Source organism: Chelonobacter oris, from assembly GCF_000772535.1.
GTDB classification, from domain to species: domain Bacteria; phylum Pseudomonadota; class Gammaproteobacteria; order Enterobacterales; family Pasteurellaceae; genus Chelonobacter; species Chelonobacter oris.
In genome coordinates this window covers 24,073-36,087 of the sequence record NZ_JSUM01000003.1, presented here as the reverse complement: position 1 = coordinate 36,087, position 12,015 = coordinate 24,073, and the positions used below count along the sequence as shown (strand labels likewise).

The following is a 12,015-nucleotide window of genomic DNA, read 5'->3' as shown; positions in this document are numbered from 1 at the left end:
CCTGTCACGTTAAACAGCGACAGGCTTTTTGCATATGGCGATTACTCAGCGGTTATTCTTTCTCGTTTGAATCACCACGGTTATCATCATTGGAAATCACTTCTTCTTCCAACACATTTTCCGCCTGCTCAGGCTGAGCTTTAGCGTCAGTGTTATCCGATTTTGGCACTTCCCCTTCCCAACCCGGCGGCGGGGTGACGTCACGGCGTTCCATCAATTGCTTAATTTGCTCTTCTTCAATGGTTTCATATTTCATCAGCGCATCTTTCATCGCATGTAAAATATCCATATTTTCAATCAGCAATTGTCTGGCGCGGCCGTAGTTTCGGCTCACAATTTCACGAACTTCTTCATCAATCAGATGGGCGGTCTCATCAGACATATGTTTGGCTTTTGCCATTGAACGCCCTAAAAATACCTCGCCGTCATCTTCCGAATAGAGAATCGGTCCCAATTTATCCGAAAATCCCCAATCCGTAACCATTTTACGGGCAATGTTGGTTGCCACTTTAATGTCATTCGATGCGCCGGTAGAAATATTTTCTTCACCATAAATCAAATCTTCAGCCAAACGCCCCGCATACAACGTCGACAATTTGCTTTCCAATTGTTTATGGCTGATACTCACTTGATCACCTTCCGGCAGGAAGAATGTCACCCCTAACGCACGGCCGCGCGGAATAATCGTCACTTTATGCACAGGATCATGCTCCGGCACCAAATAACCGACAATCGCATGTCCCGCTTCATGATATGCCGTCGATTCCTTCTGTTTCTCGGTCATAATCATGGTGCGGCGTTCCGGCCCCATATTGATTTTGTCTTTGGCTTTTTCAAATTCCACCATAGTGACAATCCGTTTATTGGTACGTGCGGCAAAAAGTGCGGCTTCGTTCACCAAGTTAGCCAAATCCGCACCGGAATATCCCGGCGTACCACGGGCTATCACCATCGGATCCACATCCGGAGAAATCGGCACTTTGCGCATATGGACTTTCAGAATGTGTTCCCGACCACGCACATCCGGCAAACCGACCGTAACCTGACGGTCGAAACGCCCCGGACGCGTCAACGCCGGATCCAATACGTCTGGACGGTTCGTGGCGGCAATCACAATAACGCCCGAATTGCCCTCAAAACCATCCATTTCCACCAACATTTGATTCAGTGTTTGTTCACGCTCATCGTGACCGCCGCCCAAACCGGCGCCACGTTGACGGCCGACTGCATCGATCTCATCGATAAAAATCAGACAAGGCGCCGCCTTTTTGGCTTGATCGAACATATCACGCACACGGGAAGCCCCGACCCCGACAAACATTTCCACAAAATCAGAACCTGAAATCGTAAAAAACGGAACTTTCGCCTCACCGGCAATGGCTTTCGCCAGCAAGGTTTTCCCGGTTCCCGGCGGCCCTACCATCAGAATGCCTTTCGGAATTTTGCCGCCCAGTTTCTGGAATTTACTCGGATCACGCAGAAAATCGACCACTTCACCGACTTCTTCTTTCGCTTCATCACAGCCGGCGACATCGGAAAAACGGGTGGTATTTTGTTCTTCGGTCATCATGCGCGCCTTGCTCTTCCCGAAGCTCATGGCTTTGCCGCCGCCGCCCTGCATTTGGCGCATAAAGAAAATCCAGACCCCGATCAGCAATAACATCGGGAACCATGAAATCAAAATTTGAGAAAATAATCCGCGTTTTTCCGGCGGTGTGCCGGAAACCTTGACATTTTTCTTGATTAAATCATCCAGAATTTTGGCATCGTAAATCGGCATGACGGTTTGGTATTTATCGCCACTTGTTTTGGTCACGGTAATTTGATTGTCGTCAAAACGCGCCTCCGTCACCTGATTATTACCCACATCAGAAACGAAAGTCGTATAATCCACCCCGCTTCTTGCTTCCGAGTCGGAATTAAAACTTTGAAAAACGGACATCAAAATCACACCGATGACCGTCCACAAAATTAAATTTTTTATCATGTCGTTTTTCAAGGTTTGACCTCGTTTATTTCCTTGTTTAACAAAACGGTAGCATAGATTACTATAATTTGTAACCCGTTGCCACTATATATACTTCCCGCGAACGGCCGCGCGAAGCCTCAGGCTTACGAACTTTTACCACGCTGAACAGAGAACGAATCTCTCTCAAGTATTCATCAAATCCCTCGCCCTGAAAAACTTTGACGACAAAACTGCCTTTTGTCGTCAAGACTTGACGGCACATATCCAGTGCCAGTTCAACCAGATACATGGCGCGCGGAATGTCGACCGCCGGCGTACCGCTGAAATTCGGCGCCATATCGGACATCACGACATCAACCTTGCTTGCGCCGACCCGTGCCAAAAGTGCGGTTAAAACACTCTCCTCACGGAAATCCCCTTGCAAAAAGTCCACGCCGGCGATCGGATCCATATCCAGAATATCACAGGCGATCACCCGTCCCTTGGCACCGATTTGTTTGACCACATATTGTGACCAGCCTCCCGGTGCGGCGCCCAAATCCACCACCGTCATGCCCGGTTTAAACAGGCGATCCGACTGCTGAATTTCATCCAGTTTAAAATAGGCTCTGGAGCGTAGCTTCTGTTTGTGCGCCTTTTGCACGAACTGATCTTTAAAATGTTCGTTTAACCAACGACTGGAACTGGCCGAACGTTTTTTCTTTCCCATTTTCTTTTCTCTTGAGATAATTACCGAAATAATGCGGCAATTATGTTAATATGGCGCTTAAATTGATAGATTCAAGGCTGAATAACCGATTATTCCCGTTTCTATCTTGAATTATACCTATTTTACAAGGATTTTTTATGGCAATCAGTTTAACTACCAAACAAAAACAATATTTAAAAGGCTTGGCGCACAATTTAAAACCGGTCGTCATGCTCGGCGCCGGCGGCCTGACGGAAGGGGTCGTCGCTGAAATCGACCATGCCATCGCCCATCATGAACTGATAAAAGTCAAAATCGCCGGCGCCGAACGTGAAACCAAACAATTGATTATCGATGCCATCGTGCGTGAAACCGACGCCGCTGCGGTACAATTAATCGGTCATATACTGGTGCTTTATCGCCCTGCCAAAGAACCGGCAATCCGCCTGCCGAAATGATTCCGTGATTCCGCCAAAGTGCGGTTTTACCGCACTTTACTACGCCTGATACAGCACATCGACGATATCAAACTCGACTTTACCGCCCGGCGTGGTGATGACCGCATTGTCGTCCACCTCTTTACCGATCAGCCCGCGTGCAATCGGGGAGTTGACCGAAATCAGACCGCACTTGATATCCGCTTCGTCGTCACCGACGATTTTATAACTGACTTCCTCATCGGTTTCGGCATTCACCAGCACCACGGTCGCACCGAAAATCACTTTGCCGTTATTTTTCATTTTGGTGATATCGATAATTTGGCAATTCGACAATTTCCCTTCGATATCCTGAATCCGCCCTTCACAAAACCCTTGCTGCTCGCGCGCCGCATGGTATTCGGCATTCTCTTTCAAATCGCCGTGCTCACGTGCTTCGGCAATCGCTTTGATGATTTCCGGACGACGGACGTTTTTCAGATAGTCCAACTCTTCTTTTAATTTTTCCGCGCCGCGCACGGTCATAGGAATCTGTTTCATAACGTTCTCACATTTCTCTTTCAATTTTCTACGGACAAAACAAAACTACAACATAATCGCTTATGCTGTAGTCAAAATCGGTCGTTTTTAGCCAAAGAAGCGGTTTGCTGACATTGAATGACAATTTATCCTGAAATAATCGTTTACCTCTTTGACCGATGGCTCTATTATGGACATCTTATAGAAAAAGGCAACCCAAAAACACCCGTTAAACTTCCTGATTATCCAAATTATGAAACAATCCCGCTGTCAGCTTTTGAAAACTCTTACTTTTTCGTTACTCGGCTTGGCGTCAATAAATACGCCTGTTCTGGCCGATGTCGACCTTAACGGTTATATCACCCGTTTACCGCAAGGCGCCAGTGTCGGTTTTGTCGCCGAAAATTTAACCCGCCGACAAATAATTGCCGATTATAACCCGCAAACATTAATGCTGCCCGCCAGCACCCAGAAAGTGTTTACCGCACTTGCCGCCAAATTAGCACTGGGCGATCAGTTTCAGTTCGCCACTGATTTGCTCAGCAGCGCAACCATCCGCAACCGCACTTTGCAAGGCGATTTGGTCATTCGTTTCAGCGGTGATCCCACCCTGACCAGCGGACAACTATATCAACTGCTGGCAAAACTGAAACAACAGGGAATTGATAACATCAAAGGCAATATCGTCCTCGACACCCGTATTTTTAACAGCCACGATCGCGGCGCCGGCTGGATTTGGAACGATTTGACCATGTGCTTTAATGCACCGCCTTCCGCCGCCAGCATCGACGGCAATTGTTTTTCAGTCGACCTGAATGCCGGCGGAAAAATCGGAGAGCCGGTGCAAGCCACCGTGCCGTCTCACTTTCCGGTGCAAGTATTCAGTCAAGTGCGGATTGTGCCCGCACAGGAAGCCGGCAACTGTACGTTTGATGTTGTCGTTAACGACAATAACCGTTATACCCTGAAAGGCTGTATCGCGCGGCAAAGCAAACCGTTCGGCTTAAGTTTCGCCGTGCAGGATCCCGATGCCTATGCCATTGCGATTATCATGGCGCAACTGAAAAAACTGGGTATTCAGGTCAACGGCAACATTATGCTGGCGGTCAATCCCACCCAAGGAACCGTCTTGGCCAGCCACTATTCGAAAAGATTGCCCGAATTACTGAAAACCATGATGAAAAAATCCGATAATCAAATTGCCGACAGCCTGTTTCGTCGCATCGGTTATCACTATTATAAAAAACCGGTCTCTTTCCAACAAAGTGCGGTTGCGCTGCGCCAGATTTTGAGCCGTCAGGCAAATATTGAGTTCGGCAACAGCCAGATTGCCGACGGATCAGGGCTGTCTCGTCAAAATTTGATCAGCCCGACCGCACTTTTACAAACCTTGAACTACATCAGTGCCAACGAACAGCGCTTGAATTTGCTTGCCACATTTCCGATTGCCGGCCACGACGGAACCCTGAGCGGACGCGGTTCGATGGGGCAAGCGCCTCTGGCAAAAAACCTGATCGCCAAAACCGGCGCACTGAAAGGGGTTTATAATCTGGCCGGATTCATGCAAAATGCTAAGGGCGAGCGCATTGCTTTCGTCCAATTTATCAACGGATATTCAACCGGCGATCTGGAAAGCAAAACTAAGCGCAGTCCGTTAGTCAATTTTGAGAAAGGCGTCTTTACCGCACTTTATCAAGAACCCTGACTTACCCATTTCATATAAAGGAGAACACCATGGCAAACGTAACATTAGGCGGCAACCCAATCGAGGTGCAAGGCACTTTTCCGCAAATCGGTGCAACCGTGGGCGATTTCAGTCTGACCGCAAATGATTTGAGCGAAGTTTCCCTGAGCGATTATGCCGGAAAGCGTAAGATTCTGAACATTTTCCCAAGCATCGACACCGGCGTGTGCGCCACATCGGTGAGAACGTTTAATCAGAAAGCGACTGATCCGGATAACACCGTAGTACTTTGCATTTCAGCGGATCTGCCGTTCGCACAAGCCCGTTTCTGCGGCGCGGAAGGGTTAGAAAACGTCGCTACTCTGTCCGCTTTCAGAAACCGCACTTTTGCCGATAATCTGGGCGTGGCGATTACAACAGGCCCGCTGACCGGCTTGACGGCAAGAGCGGTGATCGTATTAGATGAAAACAATCGTGTATTACACAGTGAACTGGTTTCTGAAATCAAACAGGAACCGAACTATGATGCGGCATTAGCCGTTCTGTGACGTGAAATCCGTGTCGGGCGACAATCGCCCGACATAGTTATGATTTGACCTGATCAAATACCGCCAACAACTGCTCGCCGTAGGGCTTGCGCCAACCTTGCAGCAAGCGCGGCAGCGGCAAGTTGTGTCGTTCGCTTTCTTCCGTCCATGCCCATTTGATGAGCTGGTGCAGCAACTTACGACCGGCCAGATTCTCTTTGGCGATTTCCGCCGGAAAAACCGCTGACAACCGCTGTTGCAAGCTTTTCAAGACATTTTTATAACCGGGTAAAGCGGCAATCTGTTCAATCGGTTCAGGGTATTGCGCCGGATCCGCTTTTTGTGCTTGCGCAACCAGCTGCAACACTTTTTTGCCGTGCCGCCGAATTTCATTCGGGTGGAAGCCTAAATCCAGCAATTCGGCAGTATGCTTCGGCAACCTTTCCGCCGCTTGAAACAAAGTTTGTTCTTTCACCACGAAATTTAATGCCAGATCCCGTTCCACCGCCATGTTGAAACGCCATTTCGCCAACAGTTTCAACGCCAGCAACTGCACGCCTTGCAAGCGCCAAGCATTGCCGATTTTCAGATACGCCGTGTCCGAATCCGCCACCTTTGCTGCTCGCCGCAATAAAAACTCACACTCCTCCGTCACCGCACCTTGCCATTCGCTCTGTGACAACGGTTGCGCCATGTTGTGATAAAGCGGCAATAAATACAGCACATCGGCAGCGGCATAGTGCAGCTGCTGTTCGGATAGCGGGCGGGCAAGCCAGTCGGTGCGTGAAGCTCCTTTGTCCAGCTGCAAATCAAAATAGTGCGCGACCAATTTGGCAAAACCGCTGGCAGGCGGAAAGCCGAGAAAATCCGCCATAATTTGCGTGTCCAGCATCGGTTCGGGCAATTGTCGGAAATAACAGCGGAATACGTCCAAATCTTCACTGCAAGAATGCAGGACTTTCAACACACCGTTATCCGCCAAAAGTGCGGTAAAAGCCGCCCAGTCGTTAATCGGCAGCGGATCAATCAAGCTCAGTTGTTCGCCGTCATACAGCTGAATCAGCCCCAGTTTCGGGTTAAACGTGCGGGTGCGGATAAATTCGGTATCCAGTGCAACAACGGATTTTTCACACGCTTTGCGACATGCCGTCCGCAACGCTTCGTCATTGTTGATCCAGACATAATCCGGCGACCGCACTTGGCAAAGAGACGAGATCATGTGCGTGCCTCTTGGCTTTTCGCCCGTTTTGCCAATTCTTCGTCCCTGACGACCCGACGCAAAATTTTACCGATATTGCTTTTCGGCAATTCGTCTTTGAATTCGATTTCCCGCGGCATTTTATAACCGGTCAGGTGTTCACGGCAGTGCTTGCGCAATTCGTCTGCGGTCAAGGTTTCATCACGTTTCACCACAAAAATCTTGACCGCTTCGCCGGCATTAATATCCGGCACACCGATCGCCACCACTTCCATCACTTTGTAGTTCAACATCACGACATCTTCGATTTCATTCGGATAGACGTTAAAACCGGAGACAATAATCATGTCTTTTTTGCGATCGACAATCCGCAGGTTTTTGTCTTCCCCCATGATGACGATATCACCGGTTGCCAACCAACCGTCTTTCAGTACTTCCGCTGTGGCTTCCGGCCGCTGCCAATAGCCCTGCATCACTTGATCGCCCTTCACCCACAATTCGCCGCGCTCGCCCAATGGCGCTTCTTCGCCGTCATCTTTCATGATTTTAATATCGGTATTCGGGATCGGCACGCCGATATTGCCGTTATGTTCGGTGGAATGCGGCGGACAGGCGGCAATTAACGGCGAACATTCGGTCATGCCGTAGCCTTCGATAATATTGCTGCCGGTGAGTTTGTGCCAGCGATCGGCAACGGATTGATTAACCGACATACCGCCGGCAACCGACAATTTTAATTTGGAAAAATCCAACTCTCTGAAATTTTCGTTATTCAGCAAGGCATTAAACAGCGTATTCACACCGGTAATCGCCACATAAGGGTGGCGGCGCAACTCTTTAACAAAGCCGTTGATATCGCGCGGATTGGTAATCAACACGCCGGTCAGTCCCAATTCGATAAACAGTAGACAATTGATAATCAAGGCGAAGGCATGGTAAAGCGGCAGAGCGATAATCGCTTCCCGCACTAAAGAATCTTGAATGAACGGATTTGCTACCCATTTTGCTTGAAAAATATTGGTCAGAATATTTTTGTGGCTCAACATCGCGCCTTTGGCAACGCCGGTCGTACCGCCGGTATATTGTAAAAATGCCAAATCTTCGACGCCAATCTGAGGTTTAACATATTGTCGCATTTTGCCGACGCTCAATACCTCACGAAATGTGACGGCACCGGGCAGTTTATACTTCGGCACCAGCTTTTTGATGTATTTCACCACAAAATTCACCACATTGCGCTTGCCGAAAGAGAGCTGATCCCCCATGCGGGTCAAGATAACGTGTCTGACATCGGTCTCCGCCACCACGCTTTCCAGTGTGGCGGCAAAATTGGAAACCACGACAATCGCAACCGCCCCGCTGTCTTGCAACTGATGTTCCAGTTCGCGCGGCGTGTAAAGCGGATTGACATTGACCACCACCATGCCGGCACGCAACGCTCCGAACAGCGCAATCGGATATTGCAATAAATTCGGCATCATCAAGGCAATACGATCACCCTTTTTTAATCTTAATACGTTCTGCAAATAGGCGGCAAATGCACGGCTGCGTTCCTCCAGCTTGCGGTATGTCAGCTCTTTACCCATGTTGATGTATGCCGCCTGATCAGGCCGTTCGCGCACTGCGGTTTCAAACATTTCCAGTAAAGAGCGGTATTTATCGGTTTTAATCACACGCTCGGCGCCTTCCGGGTAGTTGTCAAACCAAATTTTTTCCATAAAGATCCCTATTTGTTATTGTTATTTGTCAATGTGACTTATCTCAATGCGGCACGCGGTTTCCAGCTTGGGAAAGGCCCCCAAAATCCGCCGTAACGATAGGAATCGCGATAATCGAACCACGCTTCTTCATCGTAATAATACTCCATCACTTGCCGCCAAATTCGATAGTTATCCGCTTTAATCAGCGGATAAGCGTAATTCGCATGGTCAATCTTGCCGCTGCGCTTGCCGTCCAGTGTGCCTTTGACCGTAATATATTGATCCTGCAAACTGAGCGGATCGACAAAACCGTTCAAAACCGCAATGAAACGCCCGTCACTGTGGCTGTCCAACACCGGTTTGGCGGTGAAACGATCGACTGCCATGCTTAACACTTCCACTTCGGTTTGATGGGGCAAGGCATCGGCACGCACTACTTTGCCGCCCAAGCGCACGGTTTGGCAGCGACAATCGAAATCGGCTTGCGCCAACCGGTTATAGCTGATTAAAGTGTTGTCGCTGCGATCCAGACCTTGCGGCGCCAATTGGCAGGCGCTTAACAGTGCGCTGAGCATCAGCGGTATCCAGACAGATCGTTTCATTTTGCGCTCCTTTTTATGCTTCTTCGAACCCGAACTATTCCCGCCCCGGCAATTTTTTCCAAGTAACCTGATTGCGCAGGTACACCGGCTCAATTTCCAATGCGCTGCAATAGCGTTTTTGCTTTAAGCCGAGACGCGCCAACGGCAGCATATACCTTGCCGACGGCAATAGAATATCACATTTTGTCAACGGGACGTTAGCCTGCTCAAACTGCGGATAAGCCCCCCAACCGGTGCCGACACAAACCGCACTTTGTGACGATCGCTCTGCCAATTGCCGCAACACACTTTCCGGCGCTGCCACCTGCTCTTCAAGCGACAACTGCCAGTCGGCATAATCCTCGCCGTCAATTCGGCACGGCCGATACGCCAGCGCCGAAAAATACACCTCCCCCATTCTGGCATCAATGGCGGCAAAGACGGCATGACTGTCAAAGCGTTGATATGCCGCTTGTGCCATTGCAGTCAAATTAGACACCGCAATCACCGGCAAATCCGCACCCAATGCCAATCCCTGCACAATGCCGCAGCCGATTCTCACACCGGTAAAACTGCCCGGCCCGCGCCCGAAAACCAGCGCATCAAGTCGGTTCAAACCAATGCCCGCCTCTGCCAACACTGCATCAACCATCGGCAAAATTCGGCGGGTGTGGGCTTTCGGACTCAATTCGTCTTGCGCCAATACGTCGCCGTTATAATATAATGCAACCGAACAGGCTTCTGTTGCCGTATCCAGTGCCAATAGGATTTCTTTCATGTTTCGCTTACTTCCGTTGTAAAAAATCAATGACGTGGTTTAAATCACGGGTACGTGCCGAATTCGGCAGGCTCTTTAAAAAGGTTTCACCGTAGGGGCGCATGACCAAGCGTGAATCACAGATCACGATCACTCCGCGATCGGTCACATCACGAATCAAACGCCCAACCCCCTGTTTCAGGCTGATGACCGCACTTGGCAATTGTACCTGATTAAACGGATCGCCACCTTTCAGGCGACAATCTTCAATCCGCGCTTTCAGCAACGGCTCGTCCGGGGCGGTAAACGGCAGTTTGTCGATAATCACCAGTGACAGCGCATCACCACGTACATCCACCCCTTCCCAAAAGCTGGCGGTTGCCACCAAAACCGAATGGCTTTCCCGAGTAAACTTCTCCAACAAACGGCTTTTTGCCATTTCGCCCTGCAACAGCACCGATAATTCGCTGTGCTCACGCAGATACTCCGCCAGCCCGCGCATCATCATATAGGAGGTGCATAACAGGAAACAGCGTCCCTGATTGGCTTCGATCACCGGTAATAACATTGCGCCCAGTCGGCTGAGTGTCTGTTTCTGATTGCTGCCCGGTAAAAATCGCGGCACACATAACAACGACTGTTGTCGATAATCAAACGGTGACGGCAGCACTTTGCGTTCGCCGCCTTGAATGCCCATACGCTCGCAGAAAAAATCAAAGCTGCCGCCGACTTCAAGGGTTGCCGAGGTAAAAATCCAGCCGGCTTTCTGAAGTTGCAGCTGTTCGCCGAATTTGTCCGCCACCGTCAACGGCGTGAGATGCAATCCGAATTGGCGGTTAAAGGTTTCATACCAATAGCAATAACCGGTAACGGTGGTGTCCAGAATACGGTTAAATTGTGCCTGAATGCTTTCCAATCGCTCAAAAATACTGTCCAACGTTTGCGAACGTCCAAGCGCCATTTTGACCACATCCCGTACAAATTGCAGATTTTCCTGCAAATGCTGCACCGCTCTTTGCACCGATTCTTTTGTCAGCAGCTCGCGCAAATTGCCGCGTTGATTACCATCGCCCATCATCAATCGAAAATCCTGTACGACTTTTTGCAGATGGTCGGCAGCCGTGCCGAGCTGTTTCACGTCTTTGATTTCGGTTCGGTAGCAGAGTGTCAAATCCCGACAGAGATCAAACAATTGACGGGACGTTATCGATTGACCGAAATATTGACTGGCGATGTCGGGTAATTGGTGGGCTTCATCAAAAATGATGATTTTTGCATCGGGAATCAGTTCGCCGAAGCCGTTTTCCTTAACCGCCATATCGGCACAAAAAAGGTGATGATTAACCACCACCAAATCGGCTTCCAACGCTTTTTTACGGGCTTTAGCGACATAGCAGTCGGCATAGTTGGGGCAATCACTGCCCAAACAGCTTTCCGTTGTGCTGGTCAGTTGCGGCAATAGGGCGCTGTCTTCCGGCAAATCGGCACATTCGCTCAAATCGCCGTTTTCCGTCGCGGTTTCCCATTTTCGCACCACGGATAACGCCGCCAGAACCGATTTATTGCCTAAAACCCCATCGGCGATCAACTTGTCGAGACGTTCCAAACACAGATAATTCGCCCTGCCTTTCAACAACGCCAATTTACCGCTGTAGCCGAGCGCTTTTTGAATGGTCGGCAGATCACGTTTAAACAGTTGATCCTGCAAATTTTTCGAGCCGGTTGAAATAATTGTTTTTTTGCCCGACAGCATAGCCGGTACTAAATAGGCAAATGTCTTGCCCGTGCCCGTGCCGGCTTCGATCACCAACCGACTTTGCCGTGTAATCGTCTGTTCTACTGCCTGTGCCATTTCAAGCTGTTCATCTCTGGGACGAAAGCGGTGAATATGGCGGCTGAGAACGCCTTCATCGGCGAATGCGGCGGAAACGCTGGTTGTTCGGTTCATAAATTAC

The 12,015-nt window shown here is 49.5% G+C and carries 11 protein-coding genes; 3 read left to right on the top strand and 8 right to left on the bottom strand.

What is annotated here, in order from left to right:
• Positions 1-52: 52 nt before the first annotated feature.
• Positions 53-1,987: an ATP-dependent zinc metalloprotease FtsH gene (ftsH, locus tag OA57_RS01610; RefSeq protein ID WP_034612612.1), complete on the bottom strand. Its 1,935-nt coding sequence runs from the start codon at positions 1,985-1,987 to the stop codon at positions 53-55.
• Positions 1,988-2,048: 61 nt separating this feature from the next.
• Positions 2,049-2,678 (bottom strand): 23S rRNA (uridine(2552)-2'-O)-methyltransferase RlmE, encoded by a 630-nt coding sequence (rlmE, locus tag OA57_RS01605; RefSeq protein ID WP_034612609.1) that lies wholly within the window; start codon positions 2,676-2,678, stop codon positions 2,049-2,051.
• Positions 2,679-2,815: 137 nt separating this feature from the next.
• Here rlmE and yhbY point away from each other — a divergent pair, with 137 nt between their 5' ends.
• Positions 2,816-3,115 carry a ribosome assembly RNA-binding protein YhbY gene (yhbY, locus tag OA57_RS01600; protein WP_084589845.1) on the top strand — a complete coding sequence of 100 codons (300 nt, stop codon included), beginning with the start codon at positions 2,816-2,818 and terminating at the stop codon, positions 3,113-3,115.
• Positions 3,116-3,154: 39 nt separating this feature from the next.
• Here the strand turns inward: yhbY and greA are convergent, their stop codons facing one another.
• Positions 3,155-3,634, bottom strand: coding sequence for a transcription elongation factor GreA (gene greA, locus OA57_RS01595; protein ID WP_034612606.1), 480 nt, complete (start codon positions 3,632-3,634; stop codon positions 3,155-3,157).
• 232 nt (positions 3,635-3,866) lie between these two features.
• Between greA and dacB the strand changes: the two genes are divergently transcribed.
• Both dacB and tpx read left to right on the top strand, forming a co-directional pair.
• The gene (gene dacB, locus OA57_RS01590) at positions 3,867-5,318 is read left to right on the top strand and encodes a serine-type D-Ala-D-Ala carboxypeptidase (RefSeq protein ID WP_052122325.1); all 1,452 of its coding nucleotides are present in this window, start codon (positions 3,867-3,869) and stop codon (positions 5,316-5,318) included.
• A 29-nt stretch (positions 5,319-5,347) separates the two neighbouring features.
• Positions 5,348-5,845 (top strand): thiol peroxidase, encoded by a 498-nt coding sequence (tpx, locus tag OA57_RS01585; protein WP_034612603.1) that lies wholly within the window; start codon positions 5,348-5,350, stop codon positions 5,843-5,845.
• Between the two features lie 37 nt (positions 5,846-5,882).
• On the opposite strand, the gene rnd is transcribed toward tpx, so the two are convergent.
• The 5 genes from rnd to OA57_RS01560 are packed head-to-tail and all read right to left on the bottom strand — an operon-like array spanning position 5,883 to position 12,008.
• On the bottom strand, positions 5,883-7,043 hold the full coding sequence (gene rnd / locus OA57_RS01580; protein ID WP_034612601.1) for a ribonuclease D: 1,161 nt from the start codon (positions 7,041-7,043) through the stop codon (positions 5,883-5,885).
• Positions 7,040-8,740: a long-chain-fatty-acid--CoA ligase FadD gene (gene fadD / locus OA57_RS01575; RefSeq protein ID WP_034612600.1), complete on the bottom strand. Its 1,701-nt coding sequence runs from the start codon at positions 8,738-8,740 to the stop codon at positions 7,040-7,042. The genes rnd and fadD overlap by 4 nt, the downstream gene beginning before the upstream one ends.
• A 38-nt stretch (positions 8,741-8,778) precedes the next feature.
• Positions 8,779-9,324, bottom strand: coding sequence for a Slp family lipoprotein (locus OA57_RS01570; protein ID WP_034612598.1), 546 nt, complete (start codon positions 9,322-9,324; stop codon positions 8,779-8,781).
• Positions 9,325-9,358: 34 nt separating this feature from the next.
• Positions 9,359-10,081, bottom strand: coding sequence for a tRNA (adenosine(37)-N6)-threonylcarbamoyltransferase complex dimerization subunit type 1 TsaB (tsaB, locus tag OA57_RS01565; RefSeq protein WP_034612596.1), 723 nt, complete (start codon positions 10,079-10,081; stop codon positions 9,359-9,361).
• 7 nt (positions 10,082-10,088) lie between these two features.
• Positions 10,089-12,008 carry an ATP-dependent DNA helicase gene (locus tag OA57_RS01560; RefSeq protein ID WP_034612594.1) on the bottom strand — a complete coding sequence of 640 codons (1,920 nt, stop codon included), beginning with the start codon at positions 12,006-12,008 and terminating at the stop codon, positions 10,089-10,091.
• Between the last annotated feature and the right edge of the window lie 7 nt (positions 12,009-12,015).